Source organism: Burkholderia sp. SIMBA_062 (genome assembly GCF_046534765.1).
In the GTDB taxonomy this organism is placed as follows: Bacteria; Pseudomonadota; Gammaproteobacteria; order Burkholderiales; family Burkholderiaceae; genus Burkholderia; species Burkholderia ambifaria.
On sequence record NZ_JAWRYD010000009.1, the window covers coordinates 35621 to 55181 of the forward strand.

The following is a 19561-nucleotide window of genomic DNA, read 5'->3' on the forward strand; positions in this document are numbered from 1 at the left end:
CGTGCGCATCGCACGGCTGCCACCCCGTTTGCGTGATGACAGGAGGAGCGACATGGTAGTCGCCGTGTATCCCGGTACGTTCGATCCGCTGACGCGCGGGCATGAAGACCTCGTGCGGCGTGCGTCGAGTATTTTTGATACGCTGGTGGTCGGTGTGGCCGACAGCCGCGCGAAGAAGCCGTTCTTCTCGCTGGAGGAACGTCTGAAGATTGCGAACGAGGTGCTCGGCCATTATCCGAACGTGAAGGTGATGGGGTTCAAGGGCCTGTTGAAGGACTTTGTCCGCACCAACAACGCGCGCGTGATCGTGCGCGGCCTACGTGCCGTGTCCGATTTCGAGTATGAGTTCCAGATGGCGGGGATGAACCGCTATCTGCTGCCCGACGTCGAGACGATGTTCATGACGCCGTCCGATCAATACCAGTTCATCTCGGGGACGATCGTGCGCGAAATCGCGCAGTTGGGCGGCGATGTCAGCAAATTCGTGTTCCCGTCCGTCGAGAAGTGGCTGACCGAGAAAGTCGCCGCGATGGGAGGCCCCGCCGCGTGACGCGGCGCCGGCCGGTTTCATCGCGAAGCCGGCCGCCGGCCTGAAGAAGTGAGATCAGTATGTCTTTGATGATTACCGACGAGTGCATCAATTGCGACGTGTGCGAGCCCGAGTGCCCGAACGGCGCGATTTCGATGGGCCCGGATATCTACGTGATCGACCCGAACAAGTGCACCGAGTGCGTCGGCCATTTCGACGAACCGCAGTGCCAGCAGGTGTGTCCGGTCGAATGCATTCCGCGCGATCCGCAGCATGACGAATCGCACGCGCAGTTGATGGAGAAGTATCACGCGTTGACCGCCGCGAAGGGCGACGACGCGCAGTGACCCAGCAGTGACCCCGTCGTGACGCGCGCGTCACGACGTCACGATTTCCTCGACCGGCGCCGCTCGGCGCCGGTTACGCTTCCCGCTTGTGCTTCAGTCGATCAGCTCGCGCAGCGCCGCGACGAGCGCATCGCATTCCGCGTCGGTGCCGACCGTGATGCGCAAATGCTGGTCGATGCGCGGCGCGCGGAAGTGCCGCACGAAAATTTCCCGATCCTTCAGCTTTGCCGCGATCGCGCCCGCATCGTGCGCGGGACGGCGCGCGAACACGAAATTCGCGGCCGACGGCACGACGTCGAAGCCGAGCGCCTCGAGTGCATGCGTGAGGCGCGCACGGGTGTCGATCACGCGCCGGCAGGTCGCGTCGAAATAATCGGTGTCTTCGTATGCCGCCTGGGCGGCGGCCTGCGCGAGCCGGTCGAGCGGATAGGAGTTGAAGCTGTCCTTTACGCGATTGAGCGCGTCGATCAGCGCCGCATCGCCGAACGCGAAACCGACGCGCATGCCCGCGAGCGAGCGCGCCTTCGACGTCGTGTGCACGACGAGCAGGTTCGGATAGCGGTCGATCAGCGTGATCGCCGATTGCGCGCCGAAATCGACATACGCTTCGTCGATCAGCACGACCGACGACGGGTTCGCGGCCGCGATCCGTTCGATGTCCGCAAGCGGCAGCGCGCGCCCGGTCGGCGCGTTCGGGTTCGGAAACAGCACGCCGCCCGCGTCGTCGAGATAGTCGTCGACACGGATCGAGAAGTCGTCCGCGAGCGGCACGACCGCGGTCTCGACGCCGTACAGGCGCGCGTAGGTCGGATAGAAGCTGTACGAGATGTCGGGAAAACGCAGCGGCCGCTCATGCTTGAGCAGTGCCTGGAATGCGTGCGCGAGGACTTCGTCGGAGCCGTTGCCGACGAAGACCTGTTCGGGCTCGATGCGGTGATGGGCCGCGACCGTCTCGCGCAGTGCGCGCGCGAGCGGGTCGGGATAGCGGCGCAGCGTGTCGCCGGTGTCGCCGAGTTCGCGTGCGATCGCCGCGACGACGCGCGGCGAAGGCGGATAGGGATTCTCGTTGGTGTTCAGCTTGATGGGGTGTGCGAGTGCGGGCTGTTCGCCCGGCACATAAGGCACGAGTTGCTGAACGACGTCGCTCCAGTAACGGCTCACCGCTTGGCTCCTGACGGGCAAAAACGACCAGATTACCGCATGTGGGCGACGCGGTGCGCAATTGCACGGAACCGAGAGGCCGCCCGGCGCCGCCGGACGGCACGTTGCACCGTGCCGGTGCGGCTTCAGTTGCGATGCAGCTGCATCGTCGCGCGGTCGAGTTCACCCTTGACGACCATCGGCATCACGGCGAGCGCGCGCTCGATCGATGCGTCGATCACGTCCTGCTCGTCGCGGCGCGGCGGCTTCAGCACGAAGTTCGCGACGTCGGGCTTCGCGCCGGCACGCGCGCCTTCCGGGATCAGGTCGCGCGGATGGCCGATGCCGATGCGCAGCCGCCAGTATTGCTGCGACGACAGGTGCGCGGAGATGTCCTTCAGGCCGTTGTGGCCGCCGCTGCCGCCGCCGAGCTTCAGCTTCACGGTGCCGGGCGGCAGATCGAGCTCGTCGTGTGCGACGAGGATCTGGTCGGGCAGGATCTTGAAGAAACTCGCGAGCGCGACGACCGACTGGCCGGAGCGGTTCATGTAGGTTTGCGGCTCGAGCAGGTGGACTTCCTCGCCATGCAGGCGCGCTTTCGCGTAGAAGCCATGGAAGCGGCGCTCGTCGCGCAGCGTCGCGCCGGCTTCGCGGGCGAGCTGGTCGACCAGCCAGAAGCCGGCGTTGTGGCGTGTCGCAGTGTATTCCGCCCCGGGGTTGCCGAGGCCGACGATCAGTTTGATCATGACGTTTCGTAGGCGGCAGCGCCGCCTGGGCGCAGAAAAAGAAAAACCCGCCGGGCGAGCCGCGGCGGGTTGCGTCGACCGTTTCGTGAAACGGATCGAACGGGCGCGTGGGCAGCCCTTAGGCAGCCGGCGTTTCGCCTTCGCCTGCTGCGTCCGACACGGCGCCAGCCGGGATCGTCGCCGATGCGACAACCGGGTTTTCCGCGTCGATGTGCGCGACCAGCGCCACGCCCTTCGGCAGAGCGATGTCCTTCGCGTGCAGCGACTGACCTGCTTCGATCTTCGACAGGTCGACTTCGAGGAATTCCGGCAGAGCCGACGGCAGGCACTCGATTTCGATTTCCGTCGCGACGTGCGAGACGACTGCGCTCGACAGCTTCACTGCCGGGCTGACTTCAGCGTTCAGGAAGTGCAGCGGCACCTTCGTGTGCAGCTTCTTCTTCGCGTCGACGCGCTGGAAGTCCACGTGCAGCACGAGTTGCTTGAACGGGTGGTATTGCACGTCGCGCAGCAGAACCTGTTGCGACTGGCCGGCCACTTCGAGATCGAGGATCGACGAGTGGAAGGCTTCCTTCTTCAGTGCGTGCCACAGCGCGTTGTGATCGAGTTCGATCTTTTGCGGGGCAGCTTCGCCACCGTAGACGATACCCGTGGTCTTACCAGCGTTGCGCAGGCGGCGGCTCGCACCCGTACCTTGCTCTTGGCGCTCGAAAGCGACGACTTTCATGTGATTCTCCATTAGCTGCCCGCGACCAGGCAGTAAAACGGGGCCTGCGAAATGGCGGCCCCTGATGAAACGGGCGGGGTTTCGTCTATCCCGTCCGATTGTGCAAAAAGCGAAGCGTTGCCGCTTCGCTTTCCGCGCATGCTTTTTCGTGTCGTTACGCGATCAGGATTCGGCGAACAGCGACATCACCGAGTCGCCGCGACGGATTCGCGAGAACGTTTCGGCCAGCAGGCTCGCGCTCGTCAGCGAGCGGATCTTCGAGCAGGCCAGCGATTCGGCCGACAGCGGGATCGTATCGGTGACGACCAGCTCGTCGAGTTCCGATGCGGCGATACGCTCGGCCGCGCCACCCGACAGCACCGGGTGCGTCGCATACGCGAACACCTGCTTCGCACCGCGATTCTTCAAGACTTGCGCAGCCTTGCAGAGCGTGCCGGCCGTATCGACCATGTCGTCCATGATCACGCAGGTGCGGCCTTCGACTTCACCGATGATGTTCATCACTTCGGCGACGTTCGCTTTCGGACGACGCTTGTCGATGATCGCGAGATCGCAGTTGAGCTGCTTCGCGAGTGCCCGGGCGCGGACCACGCCGCCGACGTCCGGCGATACCACGAGCAGATCCGAGTAGTTCTGCTTGCGCAGGTCACCCAGCAGGATCGGCGTTGCGTAGATGTTGTCGACCGGGATGTCGAAGAAGCCTTGAATCTGGTCGGCGTGCAGATCCATCGTGATCATCCGCTCGACGCCGGCGATTTCCAGCATGTTCGCGATGACCTTCGCCGAGATCGCGACGCGCGCCGAGCGCGGGCGACGGTCCTGGCGGGCATAGCCGAAGTAGGGGATGGCAGCGGTGATCCGGCCGGCTGACGCACGCTTGAGCGCGTCGACCATGATCATCAGTTCCATCAGGTTGTCGTTCGTCGGCGCGCACGTGGATTGCAGGACGAAGACGTCCTTGCCGCGCACGTTTTCCTGGATCTCGACCTGAATCTCGCCGTCGGAGAAACGGCTGACCATTGCTTTGCCGAGGGGGATTCCAAGGATATTGACGACTTCCTGGGCGAGCGCGGGATTCGCGTTGCCAGTAAAGACCATCAGGCCATCATGGCTGTGGCTGCTCATCGTGCACCTGCTTCAGGCTTGGGCGGGAAATGCGGGAAAATTTTTGGCAGGGGAGGAAGGACTCGAACCCTCGCATGCCGGAATCAAAATCCGGTGCCTTGACCAACTTGGCGACTCCCCTACACTCAACTGATAACTTCACCGGACTTGTAGGCCATCCGGCAAAGCAAAACTTCATGACGCGAAAGCGAAGAGCGGATGCTCGTTCAGACTCTCGGCAACTGCACCGTTCCAACCGGTGGGCAGCTTGGCTTTCGCCGCTTCTGCCTCGTGCTTGCTTTGAAACGCTGCAAACACGCTTGCTCCGGAGCCGGTCATCCTCGCGGGGGTCACATTATACAACCATTTGACCACCTGCGCAACTTCCGCGTACTTACTTGTCACAACTTGCTGCATATCGTTCCGGCCGAAACTGTCTGGCCATCCCGCATCGCTGTTTTGCTGTGCAAGAAAGTCAGCAATTGTGACCGGCTTCGTATTTCTTGTCAACAACTCGTCTGAAAAAATTTCAGCGGTGGGGACATGAACTCGCGGCGTCACAACCAGGAACCAGCGAGTCGGCAATTCTACCTCAGCTAATTCTTCTCCGATACCCTCTGCGAACGCATTTTTTCCAAAAACGAAAAACGGGACGTCGGCGCCGAGTTTTACCGCGAGCGATTGCAGTTCCGTACGCGACAAGTCGAGCCGCCACAGGCGGTTCAGCGCGAGCAGCGTCGTCGCCGCGTCGGAGCTGCCGCCGCCGAGGCCCGCGCCCATCGGCAGGCACTTGTCGATCTCGATGTCGACGCCGGCCGTGGTGCCCGTATGCGCTTTCAGCAGGTTGGCCGCGCGCACGACGAGATCGCTTTCCTCGGGCACGCCCGGCACGTCGGTGACGCGTGCGACGCGACCGTCGTCGCGCAGCGTGAAGTGCAGCGTGTCGCCCCAGTTCAGCAGCTGGAACACGCTTTGCAGATCGTGATAGCCGTTCGGGCGACGGCCGGTGATGTGCAGGAACAGGTTGAGTTTCGCGGGCGCAAGGCAGTCGCGCAGCGAGCGGGTCGAATCGGTCATGCGTATGTCGGGGCTAGGTTCACGTGCTCACTGATCGAGCACGAGCTTGATGTCGAGCGGCGGCGTCGCGCGCACGAGGTTGACGCGTTTGACGCCGGTGGCCGGTGCGTCCGCGTAGGCGAGGTAGTCGATCGTCCAGCCGTCCTGGCGAATCTGCTTGACGTGCGTCGCGTCGGCCGGGTCGCGTTCCGTCTGCGCGGGCGTCGCGGGCGCGGGTGTCGGCAGCAGCCAGTAGCGCAGGCCGGCCAGCGGCAGCGAGAAGCCGAGCGTGTTCTGCATCAGCTCGCCGACGTCGGTCGCGTACTGCGGCTGGCGGTTCGGCAGTTCGAGCGTTGCGGCTTGCGGCGTCGATTTCACGACCGCGAGCGTCTGGCCGAGCGGGCTGCGCAGTTCGAGCGACACGTCGCCGCCGTGCTCCAGCCAGTCGAAGTTGCCGTACACGTTTTGCTGCCTGCCGAGACGGTCGTTGTACTGCACCGCGAAGCGGCCATGGTACGCATGCGTCGCGGCCGTCTGCAACGCGGCGCCGGCCGGCGCGTTCGCCGACGGCGGCGTGCTCGCGCAGCCAGCGAGCGCGAGCGCCGCGCCGGCCGCGGCCAGCGTGCGCAGCGCGCGGGAAGACAGGGAAAGCATCGGGAACATCCGCATCAGAGGCCGTTGATCTGGAGGCGCTTCAGCGTCTGCACGAGCGTGTCGTTGTCGGGCTCGAGCTTCTGCGCGGCTCGCCATGCGATACGCGCATCGTCCTGCGCGCCGCTTTTCCACAGCACTTCGCCGAGGTGCGCGCCGATCTCGGCGTTCGGCTGCAACTCGAACGCGTGCTGCAGCACCTTGGCCGCGCCGGTCGTGTCGCCCATCCGGTATTTCACCCAGCCGAGGCTGTCCATGATGTACGCGTCGTTCGGCGCGAGCGACAGTGCCTTGTCGATCAGCTTGCTGGCCTCCGGCAGGCGCTGATTGCGATCGGCCAGCGAATAGCCGAGCGCGTTGTACGCCTGCGGGTTGTCGGGCTGCGTGCGGATCAACTCCCGCAGTTGTTTTTCCATCGTCGCGTAGTGGCCCGTCTTTTCGGCCGCCATCGCGTAGTCGTAGCGCAGGTCGGGATCGTCCGGGAAGTCCTGGACCGCCTGGCCGAGCCGCGCCTCGGCTTCCGGATAGCGCTTTGCGGTGAACAGGATCGACGCGTCGGTGCGCGCGACCACGGCCGCATCGCGTGGATCGCTGATCGGCAGGTCGTCGAGCACCTTGCGGGCCTCGTCGGTCTTGCCCTGTTTCTGTAGCAGCTGCGCGCGCGTGATCTGCGCCGGCAGGTAGTGCTGGCTCGTCTGGTCGACCTTGTCGAGCCATTGCGACGCCTGCGCGTCGTTGCCCTGCTCGATCGAGATCTGCGCGAGGTAGATGTAGCCCTGGCCGACATCGAGGTTCGACTGCTTGTCGCCGAGGTGCACGTACTGTTTCAGGTACGCGCTCGCGTCGTCGAGCTTCTTCTGCTGGATCTTGATCAGCGCGAGCGCCATCAGCGGCGTCGGGTCCTTCGAGTCGAGCTTGCGCATCGTCTCGAACTGTTTCTGCGCGTCGTCAAGGCGGTCGTCGGCGAGATAGAGCTGCGACAGCGCGAGCCGCCCGTCGCGCGACTTCGGATTCTGCTGAACATATTTCTCGAACGACGCGATGCCGGCCGCGCGCTCCGCGGGGCCCATCTGCGACAGCATCAGCGCCGCCGGCAGGTAGTCAGGGCGGATCTGCAGCGCCTGCTTCAGCGACCGCGCCGCGCCTTCCTTGTCGTCGACCGCCAGTTGCTGCCGCGCGATCGCGAGCTGCGCCTCGGGGCGGTTCATGTCGTTCTTCAGCATGTCCTTCAGCACCGCGAGGCCGGCGACGCGGTCGGAGCCGCGCACCAGCAGCGCCTGCAGTGCGAGGATCGCGGGGCCGCGCGTTTCGCCGGTCGCGCGGGCCAGCTCGCGCGCGAGCATCGGCTGCGCGTCGGCCGGCTTGCCCGCGAGCACCAGCAGCGCGGCGTCGACTTGCGATGCGCGGTTCGAATCGGGCGCGTACTGGCGCCACAGATTGGCTGCGGACAGTGCGTCGGCCGGACTTTGCGCGCCCAGTGCGATCTCGGTCGCGCGCTGCGCCATGCGCGGATCGCGCGTGTCGCGGGCGAGGGCGAGGTAGGTCTGGTAGGCCGGCGCCGGCTGGTTGCGCTGGAGCGCAACTTCGGCGGCCAGCACCTGGTAGACGATCTGGCTCGTCAGCGGGGCGCCGGGGAGATTCTTCTGCTCGTCCGCCATCACATGCTCGAACGCGCCCTGCGGCTGCGCGTCGTCCGATGCCGGATCCTGCGCGTGAGCCGGGAAGGCGGTGAGGGTCCAGGCGGCGAACAGCGCGGCGCCGAGCGCACGGCGGACCGGGAAGACGCGCGCGCCGTGCTCGGCGGCGGGGCGCTTCAGAAGCAGCTTCGAGGGCAGAGTCATGGAAATCCGTTCGATGTTTCAACCGATTGTAACGCGCTCGCTACAATACACGCACGATCGTGAATCCCGTCTCAGACCCCCGAAACATGCCAGAGTTGCCAGAAGTCGAAGTCACGCGCCGGGGCATCGAGCCCTTTGTCGCGGGCCGCCGCGTCGAGCGTGTCGACGTCCGTACCGCGATGCTGCGCTGGCCCGTGCCGGCGGGGCTCGCGGAGCAATTGCGCGCGCGCGAGGTGCTCGCCGTCGAGCGGCGCGGCAAGTACCTGCTGTTCGAGGTCGACGCCGGCTGGTTCATCGTTCATCTCGGAATGACGGGCACGCTGCGCGTGCTGCCCGCGGCCGGCGTGCCGGTCGCCGCGAAACACGACCACATCGACTGGATCTTCGACGAGTTCGTGCTGCGCTTTCGCGATCCGCGCCGCTTCGGCGCCGTGTTGTGGCACGCGCGCGAAGCGGGCGACGTGCATGCGCATCCGCTGCTCGCCAGCCTGGGCGTCGAGCCGTTCTCGCCGGCGTTCACCGGCGCGCTGCTGCACGCGCGCACGCGCGGCCGCACGGTGTCGGTCAAGCAGGCGCTGCTCGCGGGCGACATGGTCGTCGGCGTCGGCAATATCTATGCGTCGGAGAGCCTGTTTCAAGCCGGCATCCGGCCGACGACCGCCGCCGGCAAGGTATCGCTGCCGCGCTACGAGCGACTGGCCGACGCGGTGCGCGCGACGCTCGCCGACGCGATCGAGCGCGGCGGCAGCACGTTGCGCGATTTTGTCGGCAGCAACGGCGAAAGCGGCTATTTCCAGCTCGACTGCTTCGTCTACGACCGTGCGGGGCTGCCTTGCCGCGTATGCGGCACGCCGATCCGCCAGATCGTGCAGGGTCAGCGCTCGACCTATTTCTGCCCGACCTGCCAGCGTTGAGCCCCGTTGAAACCTTTTTCCAAAGATTCGAACACTTGAAGCCGCCCCGCATTGCTCCCGCTCCGTTCCCCGTCACGCCGCTGCACCGCACGTTCGCCACGCGCCTGATCGCATGGCAGCGCATGCACGGCCGCCACGACCTGCCGTGGCAGAACACCCGCGATCCGTACCGGATCTGGCTGTCGGAAATCATGCTTCAGCAGACGCAGGTGTCGACGGTCATCCCGTACTACCTGCGCTTTCTCGAACGCTTTCCCGACGTCGCCGCGCTCGCGGCTGCGCCTGCCGACGACGTGATGGCGCTGTGGGCCGGCCTCGGCTACTACTCCCGCGCACGCAACCTGCACCGCTGCGCGCAGGTCGTCGTCGCCGAGCATGGCGGTGTATTCCCGTCGACGCCCGACGCGCTCGCCGAACTGCCGGGCATCGGCCGCTCGACGGCCGCGGCGATCGCGTCGTTCGCGTACGGTGCGCGCGCGACGATCCTCGACGGCAACGTGAAGCGCGTGCTCGCGCGGGTATTCGGCGTGGAAGGCTTTCCGGGCGAGAAGCGTGTCGAGAACGACATGTGGGCGTTGGCCGAATCGCTGCTGCCCGATGCCGCGAACGAGGCCGACGTGAGTGCCTATACGCAGGGGCTGATGGATCTCGGCGCGACGCTGTGCGTGCGCGGCAAGCCGGATTGCGCGCGTTGTCCGTTCGCGGGCGACTGCGTCGCGCAATCGACGGGGCGGCAGCGCGAACTGCCGGCCGCGCGGCCGAAGAAGGCCGTGCCGACCCGCAAGACCTGGATGCTCGTGCTGCGCGACGGCGACGCCGTGCTGCTCGAGCGGCGTCCGCCCGCCGGCATCTGGGGCGGCCTGTGGTGCCTGCCCCAGGCGGACGGCGATGCCGCGCTCGCGGCACTCGCACGCGGCTTCGGCGGCGGTGGCCCGGTGCCGCTCGCTCCATTTACGCACACGTTCACGCATTTCCGGCTCGAGATCGAACCGCGGCTGAGCGACATGACGAACGGCGGGCTGCCGGCCGCGCACGCGCAGGATGCCGAGACGGCCTGGGTGCCGCTGAGCGGGCTCGCTGCGTACGGCGTGCCGGCGCCCGTGCGCAAGTTGCTCGATGCGCTGAGCGGGCCGCTGCTGTAACGAAAGGGGAAGGGGCCGCGCTCGGGAAGGCGCCCGGTCGCCGCGGGGCATCCGTCCGTTCGGCACAGCGCGGCGGCGGCACCGCTGCACCGCTGACATGCGACAGGACGGCCGATGCCTACAGCCATCCGTGCCGGTCGAGCACGTGGTGCACGGCATCGATCCGCGCGCCGACATCCGGAAACTCCATCAGCTTCTGCCGCGCGCGCAGGTCGAGCGGCAGCAGTTCCGCGAGGCGGTTCGACACCCAGCTCGGATCGTCGAGGCGGAACGGTTCGGCGAACGGCAGCTTGCCCGGTTCGGATTTCTTCAGCGCTTCGATGATGCGCTCGAGCACCTCGGCGCACGAGCCGAATTGCGCGAGCGCCTGCTCGCCTTCGAGCGGGATGTCGTCGGGCAGCGGCTCCGCGATCCCAACCAGCAGCCCGTTGCCTTCTACGCGATACGACAGCAGCTCGAAACGCTGCGTGCCGATCGCCTCCAGGTACAGCATCCCGAATTCGCCGGTGTCGCACTCGGTGATGCGCGCCATGCAGCCGATGGTCTCGGGCACCGACACGGCGCCGTCCTGCGCGACTTCGGGGCCGCTTTTCAGCAGGCACACACCGAACGGTGCGTCGTCGCGCAGGCATGCGCGGGACATGTCGAGATAGCGCGCCTCGAACACCTTGAGGGGCAGCCAGCCACCGGGAAACAGCACCGTGTGCAGCGGAAACAGCGGCAGGTCGATCAGGGTGGTCGATAGGGTGGACATGGCGCGCCGGGGAGAGGGCGGTGTCGCTAAGGTCGGTCGACCTCGTTGACGAGCCGCGACGACGCGTCGACATCCACTGGCGCGTCACGATGCCGCACGATCACGTTCGCATCGTGCGCGAGGCGCGCGGCGAGCGTTTCCGCGATGAACACCGAGCGATGCTGACCGCCCGTGCAGCCGATGGCGACGGTCAGGTAGCTGCGGTTGTCTTCGCGAAAGTGCGGCAGCCATTTCATCAGGAACGCATGGATGTCGTCGATCATCTGGTGGACGATCGGCAGTGCGTCGAGAAAGGCGATGACCGGCTGGTCCAGCCCGGTGAGCGGGCGCAGCTCATGGTCGTAGTACGGATTCGGCAGCGCGCGCACGTCGAACATCAGGTCGGCATCGAGCGGCACGCCGCGCTTGAAGCCGAATGACTCGAACATCACCATCAGGTCGTTGTTCTTCTGCTCGATGAAGCGCTTGACCCACGTGCGCAGCACGTTCGCGCGCAGGGTGCTCGTATCGATCTGGTGACCGAATTCAGCGAGCGGCGCGACCAGGTCGCGCTCGCGCTCGATCGCTTCCTCGAGCGACGACAGCAGCCCGATGTTCGCGTCGTGCGACGGCGAACCGGACAGCGGGTGGCGTCGGCGCGTTTCGGAGAAGCGCTGGATCAGCGCCTGCGTGCTTGCGTTGAGGAACAGCACGCGGACATCGTGCTCGAGCGACAGCGAGCGGATCAGGCCGGGCATTTCGTCGAGCGACGCGCTCGAGCGCGCATCGATTGCGACCGCGAGCCGATGCTGGCCGCCGTCGGCCAGGTAGCGGGCGAGTTCGGGGAGCACATGCGGCGGCAGGTTGTCGACGCAGTAGTAGCCTGCGTCTTCAAGCGCATTCAGCGCGACGGACTTGCCTGAGCCGGAGATGCCGGTGATGAGGACGATACGCATGGGAAGCAGAGAATCCGGACGTTTCATCATAGCACCGGCTCGACGCGTCGGCGCTGCGAGGCCGGCGCGGGGAAGTTACACGAGCTTGCCGGGGAACTGACTGTCGGGATCTTGCATCGCGAGTCGTTGCCGATCCATGAAATCGCGCAACGTGTCGATGCCGCGCAACTGCAGGATCGTGTTCCGCACGGCCGCCTCGACCAGCACCGCGAGGTTGCGGCCGGCCGCCACCTGGATCGTGACCTTGCTGATCGGCAAGCCGAGCACGTCAACCGTCTGGCTTTCCAGCGGCAGCCGCTGGAATTCGCCGTCCGGGCGGCGCACGAGCTGGACGATCAGCTTCAGCTTCATTTTCCGGCGCACGGCGGTTTCACCGAAGATCGTCTTGATGTCGAGCAGGCCGAGGCCGCGCACTTCGAGCAGGTTCTGCAGCAGCGGCGGGCAGCGGCCTTCGACAAAATCGGGGCCAAGTCGGACGAAGTCGACGGCGTCGTCGGCGACGAGGCCGTGGCCGCGGCTGATGAGTTCGAGGCCGAGTTCGCTCTTGCCGAGCCCTGAGTCGCCGGTGAGCAGCACGCCCATCCCCAGGATGTCGAGGAACACGCCGTGCAGCGTCGCGCGCGGTGCGAGGATGCGCGACATGTAGAGCCGCAGGCTGTCGATCACCGCGGCGGCGGACATCGGCGTCGTGAACAACGGCGTGGACGAGCGCGTGCAGCGCAGCACGAGTTCGGGCGGCGCGGCGGCGCCGCCGGCGACGACGAGAAACGGCGGTTCGAGCGCGATCAGCTCGGCCATGTGGCGCGAGCGGTCTTCGTCGGTCTGCCGCTGGTAATAGTCGATTTCGGCTTCGCCGAGCACCTGGATCCGGTTCGGGTGGATCAGGTTCAGGTGGCCGACGAGGTCGGCGCTCGACGTCGCGTTGGCGACGGTGTCGGCCGAAAAACCGCGCTCCCAGCCTTCATGCCCCGTCAGCCAGCTCAGTTTCAGCGTGGCCGCGTTGTCGTCGAAGATGCTCTGGGCGTTGATGCTGGACGTATCCATGACTTTCGTCACTCCAATGAGCCGGTGCATGCGCGCGGCGACGGGCGTCGCCATGCCGGACCGGCGCCGGGCGGCCCTGGACGGCGGCGCGTGCCGCCTCGTTCGGGAAAATATTCCGCCCGGATCAACTCAAGGTTGCCACTGAGTGAGCACGCGATGCAACTCGGCGAGATCTGTTTCGTTGTGCAGACGCTCGCGCGCGTCGCGATCGGACAGCAGTTGCGCGATTTCCGACAGGATCTCGAGGTGCTGTTGGGTAGCTTGCTCGGGGACGAGCAGGAAAATCAGCAGACCGACCGGCTGGCCGTCGGGCGCTTCGAACGGGATCGCGTCGGCGAGCCGCACGAACGCGGCGAGCGGGTGCTTGAGCCCCTTGATGCGCCCGTGCGGAATCGCGACGCCCTCGCCGAGCCCGGTCGAGCCGAGGCGCTCGCGCGCGAACAGGTTGTCCGTGACGGTGCTGCGGGCGACGCCGTTCTGATTCTCGAACATCAGCCCGGCTTGTTCGAAGACGCGTTTCTTGCTGGTGACGGAGAGGTCGATGACGACGTTCTCTATGGGCAGGATTTTGGCTAGGCGATTCATGTTGGCAGGCGATTGGGCGGCCTGGGGTCTCCTTGCGGCGGCAGACTGATTTTCCATGTTCGGCGATATCAAGGTGTTTGGCATCGGCACCTGCAACGCAGCTACCGCACCCAACGCCCCCCCGGCGATAACCGGGACATTATAGAGCACAGCCGCGTGCGTGGCGCGGCATGGACGGACCGGTCGCACCACTGCCGCCTGGACACAAAAAAAACGCCCGGCGAACCGGGCGGCGTGTGTGTTGCGGTGAACGTTATTGCGGCGGCAGTTCGATCTGGTCGATCGACGGCTGCAGCTTGATCGGGTCGTGCGCATGGGTCTGCAGACGCTCCATGTGCTTGACGACCTGGCGGTCCAGCTTGTCGATCAGCAGATCGATCGCAGCGTAGAGGTTGCCGTTTGCGGTTTCGACGAAGATGTCCTTGCCCTTCAGGTGCAGATTGATTTCCGCGCGCTGCTGCTTGTCCTTTTCCTTGTGGTTGTCGACCGAGAGGATCACAGTGCCATCGATCACCTGATCGCTATGGCGTAGCACCCGGTCCAGCTTGGTGATCACGTATTCGCGAATTGCAGGCGTGACTTCGAGATGATGTCCACTGATCTTCAGGTTCATAGTGCTTCTCCAAGCGAGTGACCACCCGGCCGCATCGAGGCGGCGCTCCGGTCGACTTGCCCTTGCCGCACGTGGCGGCAAATTCGCGGACAGGTCGCCCGGCTGTCCCCCGTGTGCGCGGTGGCCGGAAGACGCCCGCCGCCGGGCAGGCAGCAGGCTAAAGAGACTTGCGCAGATTCACTGCCGGGATTTTGAGGGCTTCGCGATACTTGGCAACCGTGCGGCGCGCAACCACGAAACCCTGTTCTGCCAGCAGCTCGGCAATGCGGCTGTCCGAAAGTGGCGATTTTGGGTCTTCAGCTCCTATCAGTTGCTTGATCAGGGCTCGGATGGCGGTCGACGATGCGGCGCCTCCGGTGTCGGTCGAAACGTGTGACCCGAAGAAGTACTTGAATTCCAGCGTACCGAACGGGGTCAGCATGTACTTGCCTGTTGTCACACGGCTGACAGTCGACTCGTGTAGGCCCAGCGTATCAGCTATTTCCCGCAAAACCAAGGGGCGCATCGCGATTTCACCATGCGCGAAGAAATTCTTTTGACGTTCGACAATGGCCTGCGCGACACGCAGGATCGTGTCGAATCGCTGCTGGATGTTCTTGATCAGCCAGCGTGCTTCCTGGAGCTGCTGCTTCAGCGATCCGGCCGACGGATCACCGCGGCTGTTGCGCAGGATGTTCGCGTACAGGTTGTTGATCCGCAGGCGCGGCATCACTTCCGGATTGAGTTCCGCGAGCCATCCTTGGCCGGCCTTCTTCACGATGATGTCGGGCACGACGTAGTCGGCCTCCGCCTTGCCGTAGGCGGCGCCGGGGAACGGCTCCAACGAGCGGATCAGCGCGTGCGCGTCGCGCAGCGCGTCGTCGCTCGCCTTCAGGTGCTTGCGCAGCCGCGTGAAGTCGCGCGCGGCAAGCAGCTCGAGGTGTTGCGACACGATTTCCAGCGCGAGCGTGCGGGTGGGGGACGGATCGAGGCGCAGCAACTGCAGCTTCAGGCATTCGGAGGCCGAACGGGCCCCGACCCCGGCCGGATCGAAACTGTGCAGCAGCGCGAGGGCCGCATTCAGTTCGTCGCAGTCGACTTCCAGTTCCGGCGGCAGGTCGGTGAGTACTTCGTCGAGCGACGCGGTCAGGTAGCCGTCGTCGTCGAGCGATTCGATCAGGAACATCACGAGCGCGCGATCGCGCGGACCGGCCTGCGTGACGCGCAATTGCGCGGACAGGTGGTCGCGCAGCGACGTCGCGGCTTCCTGCACCTGCAGCGGCGGGAGGTCGTCATCGTCCGACGCGCCGCTCGAGCGGCCGTACTCGTCGAGATTCCACTGCGGGCCGTCGCCGGCGTCGCTTGACCCGTAGCCGTCGTATTCGTCGGCGCCGGCCGGCTCGTCGCGCTCGGCGCGCTCGCTCGACTGGCTGCTGCCGTTCGCGGGGCCCGGCTCGATGTTCTGTCCGGAAGGCCCCTGCGCGATCAGCGATCCGTCCGCCGCGACACGCAGCGGACTCGTGATCCATTCGTCTTCGTTCTCGAGCAGTGGATTCTGCGCGACGGCCATCGCGACTTCCTGCTGCAGTTCGAGCGTCGACAGTTGCAGGAGCCGGATCGACTGCTGCAGTTGCGGGGTCAGCGCCAGGTGTTGCGACAGGCGGAGTTGAAGGCTGGCTTTCATGGCAGAGAGGGAGTCATACCGGCAGTTTGCCACGACCGACCCGCATTGAGCCATCGGCGATTACGCGCGGCGCAGCGCCCGGCCGCGGGCAGGGCCGCCACGCGGGGCACGCGGGCGCAGCCCCGCGCGGCGATGCCGGGCGGGGTGCAGCCAGCCACAAAAGGGGAGGTTACATGCGGAAGTGTTCGCCGAGGTACACGCGGCGCACGCTTTCGTTTTCGATGATTTCGCTGGGCGCGCCGGCGGCGAGCACCGAACCGTCGCTGATGATGTATGCGTGGTCGCAGATGCCGAGCGTTTCGCGGACGTTGTGATCGGTGATCAACACGCCGATGTTGCGCTGCTTCAGGAACTTGACGATCTTCTGGATCTCGAGCACCGCGATCGGGTCGACGCCGGCGAACGGTTCGTCGAGCAGGATGAAGTTCGGGCTGGTCGCAAGCGCACGTGCGATCTCGACGCGACGGCGTTCGCCGCCCGACAGCGACAGCGCCGGGTTCTCGCGCAGGTGGCCGATCTGCAGTTCGTCGAGCAACTCCTCGGTGCGCGCTGCGATCGCGTCCTTCGACAGGCGCTTGCCGTCTTCGCCGTGCTGCAGTTCGAGCACCGCGCGGATGTTTTCCTCGACGGTCAGCTTGCGGAACACCGACGCTTCCTGCGGCAGGTACGACAAGCCGAGCGATGCACGCTTGTGGATCGGCAGCAGGCTGATCGAGCTGCCGTTCAGCGAGATCTCGCCCGCGTCGAGCGGCACGAGGCCGACGATCATGTAGAACGACGTCGTCTTGCCCGCGCCGTTCGGGCCGAGCAGGCCGACGACTTCGCCGCTCTTCACGTCGAGTGACACGTCCTTGACGACCGTGCGCGAGCCGTAGCGTTTCTTCAGGTTGCGCACGACGAGCGAACTCGTCGCGCCGGCCGGCTGGCGATTCGGTAGCGCGTTCATTGTCCCGGCGCTCCCTGGATCGTGGTCGACGGCGACAGCTTCGCCGGCGCGCCGTTCAACTGGCCGGGGCCGCCGCTCTTCGGCGACAGCATCGCGCGCACGCGGCCGTTCGGATTGCCCGGCGCCGCGACGTCCTTGCCGCCCTTCGCGGTGTAGAAGTCGCGCTGGCCGTCGTACGTGATCACGCTGCCGTGCACCGTGTCGGCGATCGTCGACGTGCCCTGCAGGCGGCGCACGGTCGCGGCGGTCGTCAGGGTCGTCAGGTCCTGCTTGCCGTCGTAGTCGATGCGCTCGCCGTCGCCGTCGATGTACTCGTCGAGACCTTCGCGTTTCTGGCGGAACGTCGCGTGCTTCTTGCCGCTGCCGAACGACGTCGCGTACTGATAGCCTTCCGGATCCTGGCGCACTTCGACGCGATCGCCCTTGATGATGATCGTGCCCTTCGTGATCACGACGTTGCCGGTCGCGACCGTCACCTGCTTCAGGTCGTCGTAGGTGAGGTTGTCCGCCTCGACGTTGATCGGCTTGTTCTGGTCAGCCTTCTCGGCATGGGCGAGCGGCGCCAGCCCGACGAGCGGGAGCGCCACGAGCGTCGCGGCGAGCGCGGCGCGGACGGCGCGCGCAGCGCCGCCGGAATTCTGTCGAGGGAACGGTTCGTTCATGCAGTCACGTGAGGGATGCGTCACCTGGATTGACCTTTCGAGCCGCCGGACGTGTCCGCCGCGGCGATCGTGCCGCGCACGTTGCCGTAAAGCTCGATGACCCGGGTGACGTTGTTGTACTTCATGCCGTCGGTCGCGTTGACGAGCGACAGGCCGCGCTGAAGTTTAACCGGCTTTTCGGTCTGGATCACATCGTCATTGACGAAGATCCGGAAATGCTGGGAATCCGCCTGCATCTGCGGATCGCCGCCGCCGGCCACGCGCAGGATGCGCGCGTCGTCATACAAATCGACGATCGACACGTCGCCGTTGACGGTGCCGCGCTTGGCGGTGGTCGTGACGACCGGCTTGCCGGGCTGGAATGCGCGCATGGCCGGATCGGCCAGGTCGCTGTTGTCGGTGTCTTCATAGTGGACCAGCTTCGCGGCCGTCAGCCGGTACTGGGTCGTGCCCGACTGGTCGAGCTCGGTGACCGAGAAGTTGTCCGCGAAATAGTCGGGCGTATGGCGCTTCGGCCGCGCGGTGCCCTCGCCGGGGGGCGGCAGCGTCGCCTGCAGCAGCCACCACGTGATGCCCGCGAGCGCGGCGACCGCGATCAGCGGCAGCAACTGGGTCCAGCGGAAATGCGTGTTCATCCGTCAGGCTCCGCAGGCGGCCGCGAGCAGCGCGTCGTAGCGGCGCTGCGCGCGCAGGATCGCGTCGCAGACTTCGCGCACCGCGCCGTGGCCGCCGCGGGCCTCCGCCACCCAGTGCGCGCGGGCGATCACCTCGGGGTGCGCGTTGGCCGGCGCGGCCGCGAAGCCGCAGCGCAGCAGCACCGGCAGGTCGGGCCAGTCGTCGCCCATGTAGCCGCATGCGTCGGCGCCGATGTCGAGCGACGCGATCAGGTCGGCGAACACGGCGAGCTTGTCCTCGACACCCTGGAACAGGTGCGCGATCTTCATTTCCTTCGCGCGCGCCGCGACGATCTCCGAGCGGCGGCCGGTGATGATCGCGGTCGCGATGCCGGCCTCGCCGAGCAGCTTCACGCCATGGCCGTCGAGCGAATTGAACGACTTCATCGCGTCGCCGGCCGCGGTAAACAGCAGGCCGCCGTCGGTCAGCACGCCGTCGACGTCGAAAATCATCAGCTTCACGCGGCTCGCGCGTTCGGCCGCAGTCAGCGCTGCGCTCATCAGATCACCTTCTTCGAAAACAGGTCGTGCATGTTCAGCGCGCCGATCAGCGCGCCGTCGGCATCGACCACCAGCATCTGGTTGATCCGGTGGCGCTCCATCAGTTCCACGGCCTCGACCGCGAGATGTTCGGGGCCGATCGTACGCGGTTCGCGCGTCATCACGTCGACGATCGGCAGCGTGCGGAAATCGCCTTCGCGCGCGAGCACGCGGCGCAGGTCGCCGTCGGTGAAGATGCCGGCCACGCGGCCGTCGGCGCCGACGACGGCCGTCATGCCCAGCCGTTTCGCGGTGATCTGGAACAGCGCGTCCGACAACGTGGCATCGAGTCCGACGCGCGGCACGTCGTCGCCCGAGCGCATCACGTCGCGCACATGGGTGAGCAGGCGCCGGCCGAGCGCACCGCCCGGATGCGAGCGCGCGAAATCCTCGGAGCCGAAGCCGCGCGCGTCGAGGACCGCGACGGCGAGCGCGTCGCCGAGCGCCAGCGCGGCGGTCGTGCTCGCGGTGGGCGCGAGGTTCAGCGGGCACGCTTCCTTCGACACCGCGGCGTTCAGGTTCACGTCGGCGAGCGTGCCGAGGCTCGATTCCGCACGGCCCGTGATCGCGATCAGCTTCGCGCCGATCCGCTTGACGAGCGGCAGGATCGCGACGAGTTCTTCCGACTCGCCGGAATAGGAGATGCCGATGAAGACGTCGTCCGACGTGACCATGCCGAGATCGCCATGGCTGGCCTCGGCCGGATGGACGAAGAAGGCCGGCGTGCCGGTGCTCGCCAGCGTGGCCGCGATCTTGCGGGCGATATGCCCCGATTTGCCGATGCCGGATACCACGACGCGCCCGCGGCAGCCGAGCAGCAGCGCGACGGCTTGCACGAAGTCGCCGTCGAGCTGGTCGCGCAGCGCGCGCACGGCGTCCGCCTCGATGTCGAGCACGTCGCGGGCGAGCGCGAGCGCCCGGTCATCATTGATTTTCGCTATCATGCGC

22 protein-coding genes and 1 tRNA gene are annotated in these 19561 nt (G+C 66.2%); 4 read left to right on the forward strand and 19 right to left on the reverse strand.

Annotation, left to right across the window (positions count from 1 at the left end; genetic code table 11):
- The first annotated feature begins 52 nt into the window (after positions 1-52).
- Together coaD and SB786_RS11650 are read left to right on the forward strand one after the other, a co-directional pair.
- Positions 53-550 (forward strand): pantetheine-phosphate adenylyltransferase, encoded by a 498-nt coding sequence (gene coaD / locus SB786_RS11645; protein ID WP_006398238.1) that lies wholly within the window; start codon positions 53-55, stop codon positions 548-550.
- 59 nt (positions 551-609) lie between these two features.
- Entirely contained in the window at positions 610-876 is a 267-nt protein-coding gene (locus SB786_RS11650; protein ID WP_006760398.1) for a YfhL family 4Fe-4S dicluster ferredoxin, read from the forward strand.
- Between the two features lie 93 nt (positions 877-969).
- On the opposite strand, the gene hisC is transcribed toward SB786_RS11650, so the two are convergent.
- From hisC to SB786_RS11690, 8 genes are all read right to left on the reverse strand, one after another.
- Positions 970-2037 (reverse strand): histidinol-phosphate transaminase, encoded by a 1068-nt coding sequence (gene hisC, locus SB786_RS11655; RefSeq protein ID WP_410727591.1) that lies wholly within the window; start codon positions 2035-2037, stop codon positions 970-972.
- A 125-nt stretch (positions 2038-2162) separates the two neighbouring features.
- Positions 2163-2762 (reverse strand): aminoacyl-tRNA hydrolase, encoded by a 600-nt coding sequence (gene pth / locus SB786_RS11660; protein ID WP_410727592.1) that lies wholly within the window; start codon positions 2760-2762, stop codon positions 2163-2165.
- A 118-nt stretch (positions 2763-2880) separates the two neighbouring features.
- Positions 2881-3489: a 50S ribosomal protein L25/general stress protein Ctc gene (locus SB786_RS11665; protein ID WP_006753282.1), complete on the reverse strand. Its 609-nt coding sequence runs from the start codon at positions 3487-3489 to the stop codon at positions 2881-2883.
- Between the two features lie 162 nt (positions 3490-3651).
- Positions 3652-4614, reverse strand: coding sequence for a ribose-phosphate pyrophosphokinase (locus SB786_RS11670; RefSeq protein WP_006760394.1), 963 nt, complete (start codon positions 4612-4614; stop codon positions 3652-3654).
- A gap of 44 nt (positions 4615-4658) precedes the next feature.
- Positions 4659-4735, reverse strand: a tRNA-Gln gene (locus tag SB786_RS11675).
- Between the two features lie 53 nt (positions 4736-4788).
- A complete protein-coding gene (gene ispE / locus SB786_RS11680; protein WP_410727593.1) occupies positions 4789-5670 on the reverse strand; it encodes a 4-(cytidine 5'-diphospho)-2-C-methyl-D-erythritol kinase in 882 nt (293 codons plus the stop codon).
- A 27-nt stretch (positions 5671-5697) separates the two neighbouring features.
- A complete protein-coding gene (gene lolB / locus SB786_RS11685) occupies positions 5698-6318 on the reverse strand; it encodes a lipoprotein insertase outer membrane protein LolB (RefSeq protein ID WP_410727594.1) in 621 nt (206 codons plus the stop codon).
- The gene (locus SB786_RS11690) at positions 6318-8141 is read right to left on the reverse strand and encodes a tetratricopeptide repeat protein (RefSeq protein WP_410727595.1); all 1824 of its coding nucleotides are present in this window, start codon (positions 8139-8141) and stop codon (positions 6318-6320) included. Before SB786_RS11690 ends, lolB begins: the two co-directional genes overlap by 1 nt.
- An 86-nt stretch (positions 8142-8227) precedes the next feature.
- On the opposite strand from SB786_RS11690, the gene mutM reads away from it, so the two are divergent.
- Positions 8228-9055 (forward strand): bifunctional DNA-formamidopyrimidine glycosylase/DNA-(apurinic or apyrimidinic site) lyase, encoded by an 828-nt coding sequence (gene mutM, locus SB786_RS11695; RefSeq protein ID WP_410727596.1) that lies wholly within the window; start codon positions 8228-8230, stop codon positions 9053-9055.
- Between the two features lie 35 nt (positions 9056-9090).
- Positions 9091-10197: an A/G-specific adenine glycosylase gene (mutY, locus tag SB786_RS11700; RefSeq protein WP_410727597.1), complete on the forward strand. Its 1107-nt coding sequence runs from the start codon at positions 9091-9093 to the stop codon at positions 10195-10197.
- Positions 10198-10315: 118 nt separating this feature from the next.
- On the opposite strand, the gene SB786_RS11705 is transcribed toward mutY, so the two are convergent.
- The 11 genes from SB786_RS11705 to kdsD all read right to left on the reverse strand — a co-directional run bounded on the left by SB786_RS11705 (position 10316) and on the right by kdsD (position 19557).
- Complete coding sequence (locus SB786_RS11705) at positions 10316-10951, reverse strand: LON peptidase substrate-binding domain-containing protein (RefSeq protein ID WP_006752630.1); 636 nt, start codon at positions 10949-10951, stop codon at positions 10316-10318.
- 26 nt (positions 10952-10977) lie between these two features.
- Positions 10978-11886, reverse strand: a complete 909-nt coding sequence (gene rapZ / locus SB786_RS11710; RefSeq protein ID WP_410727598.1) for an RNase adapter RapZ — start codon at positions 11884-11886, stop codon at positions 10978-10980.
- 75 nt (positions 11887-11961) lie between these two features.
- Complete coding sequence (hprK, locus tag SB786_RS11715; RefSeq protein WP_010090664.1) at positions 11962-12930, reverse strand: HPr(Ser) kinase/phosphatase; 969 nt, start codon at positions 12928-12930, stop codon at positions 11962-11964.
- A 129-nt stretch (positions 12931-13059) separates the two neighbouring features.
- Positions 13060-13572 carry a PTS sugar transporter subunit IIA gene (locus SB786_RS11720; protein ID WP_034176675.1) on the reverse strand — a complete coding sequence of 171 codons (513 nt, stop codon included), beginning with the start codon at positions 13570-13572 and terminating at the stop codon, positions 13060-13062.
- Between the two features lie 196 nt (positions 13573-13768).
- On the reverse strand, positions 13769-14128 hold the full coding sequence (gene hpf / locus SB786_RS11725; protein ID WP_006759028.1) for a ribosome hibernation-promoting factor, HPF/YfiA family: 360 nt from the start codon (positions 14126-14128) through the stop codon (positions 13769-13771).
- Positions 14129-14285: 157 nt separating this feature from the next.
- Positions 14286-15791 carry an RNA polymerase factor sigma-54 gene (locus tag SB786_RS11730; RefSeq protein WP_410727599.1) on the reverse strand — a complete coding sequence of 502 codons (1506 nt, stop codon included), beginning with the start codon at positions 15789-15791 and terminating at the stop codon, positions 14286-14288.
- 169 nt (positions 15792-15960) lie between these two features.
- Complete coding sequence (gene lptB / locus SB786_RS11735; protein ID WP_006759030.1) at positions 15961-16737, reverse strand: LPS export ABC transporter ATP-binding protein; 777 nt, start codon at positions 16735-16737, stop codon at positions 15961-15963.
- Entirely contained in the window at positions 16734-17399 is a 666-nt protein-coding gene (gene lptA, locus SB786_RS11740; RefSeq protein WP_410727600.1) for a lipopolysaccharide transport periplasmic protein LptA, read from the reverse strand. The genes lptB and lptA overlap by 4 nt, the downstream gene beginning before the upstream one ends.
- Before the next feature lie 20 nt (positions 17400-17419).
- The gene (gene lptC, locus SB786_RS11745; RefSeq protein WP_410727601.1) at positions 17420-18034 is read right to left on the reverse strand and encodes an LPS export ABC transporter periplasmic protein LptC; all 615 of its coding nucleotides are present in this window, start codon (positions 18032-18034) and stop codon (positions 17420-17422) included.
- 3 nt (positions 18035-18037) lie between these two features.
- The gene (locus tag SB786_RS11750) at positions 18038-18574 is read right to left on the reverse strand and encodes a KdsC family phosphatase (protein WP_410727602.1); all 537 of its coding nucleotides are present in this window, start codon (positions 18572-18574) and stop codon (positions 18038-18040) included.
- Positions 18574-19557 carry an arabinose 5-phosphate isomerase KdsD gene (kdsD, locus tag SB786_RS11755; RefSeq protein ID WP_006752621.1) on the reverse strand — a complete coding sequence of 328 codons (984 nt, stop codon included), beginning with the start codon at positions 19555-19557 and terminating at the stop codon, positions 18574-18576. Before kdsD ends, SB786_RS11750 begins: the two co-directional genes overlap by 1 nt.
- Between the last annotated feature and the right edge of the window lie 4 nt (positions 19558-19561).

Coding starts and splice junctions, on each gene's coding strand:
- coaD (WP_006398238.1), top strand. CDS start 53: ATGGTAGTCGCCGTGTATCCCGGTACGTTCGATCCGCTGACGCGCGGG.
- SB786_RS11650 (WP_006760398.1), top strand. CDS start 610: ATGTCTTTGATGATTACCGACGAGTGCATCAATTGCGACGTGTGCGAG.
- pth (WP_410727592.1), bottom strand. CDS start 2,762: ATGATCAAACTGATCGTCGGCCTCGGCAACCCCGGGGCGGAATACACT.
- SB786_RS11665 (WP_006753282.1), bottom strand. CDS start 3,489: ATGAAAGTCGTCGCTTTCGAGCGCCAAGAGCAAGGTACGGGTGCGAGC.
- SB786_RS11670 (WP_006760394.1), bottom strand. CDS start 4,614: ATGAGCAGCCACAGCCATGATGGCCTGATGGTCTTTACTGGCAACGCG.
- ispE (WP_410727593.1), bottom strand. CDS start 5,670: ATGACCGATTCGACCCGCTCGCTGCGCGACTGCCTTGCGCCCGCGAAA.
- lolB (WP_410727594.1), bottom strand. CDS start 6,318: ATGCGGATGTTCCCGATGCTTTCCCTGTCTTCCCGCGCGCTGCGCACG.
- SB786_RS11690 (WP_410727595.1), bottom strand. CDS start 8,141: ATGACTCTGCCCTCGAAGCTGCTTCTGAAGCGCCCCGCCGCCGAGCAC.
- mutM (WP_410727596.1), top strand. CDS start 8,228: ATGCCAGAGTTGCCAGAAGTCGAAGTCACGCGCCGGGGCATCGAGCCC.
- SB786_RS11705 (WP_006752630.1), bottom strand. CDS start 10,951: ATGTCCACCCTATCGACCACCCTGATCGACCTGCCGCTGTTTCCGCTG.
- rapZ (WP_410727598.1), bottom strand. CDS start 11,886: ATGCGTATCGTCCTCATCACCGGCATCTCCGGCTCAGGCAAGTCCGTC.
- hprK (WP_010090664.1), bottom strand. CDS start 12,930: ATGGATACGTCCAGCATCAACGCCCAGAGCATCTTCGACGACAACGCG.
- SB786_RS11720 (WP_034176675.1), bottom strand. CDS start 13,572: ATGGAAAATCAGTCTGCCGCCGCAAGGAGACCCCAGGCCGCCCAATCG.
- hpf (WP_006759028.1), bottom strand. CDS start 14,128: ATGAACCTGAAGATCAGTGGACATCATCTCGAAGTCACGCCTGCAATT.
- SB786_RS11730 (WP_410727599.1), bottom strand. CDS start 15,791: ATGAAAGCCAGCCTTCAACTCCGCCTGTCGCAACACCTGGCGCTGACC.
- lptB (WP_006759030.1), bottom strand. CDS start 16,737: ATGAACGCGCTACCGAATCGCCAGCCGGCCGGCGCGACGAGTTCGCTC.
- lptA (WP_410727600.1), bottom strand. CDS start 17,399: ATGAACGAACCGTTCCCTCGACAGAATTCCGGCGGCGCTGCGCGCGCC.
- lptC (WP_410727601.1), bottom strand. CDS start 18,034: ATGAACACGCATTTCCGCTGGACCCAGTTGCTGCCGCTGATCGCGGTC.
- SB786_RS11750 (WP_410727602.1), bottom strand. CDS start 18,574: ATGAGCGCAGCGCTGACTGCGGCCGAACGCGCGAGCCGCGTGAAGCTG.
- kdsD (WP_006752621.1), bottom strand. CDS start 19,557: ATGATAGCGAAAATCAATGATGACCGGGCGCTCGCGCTCGCCCGCGAC.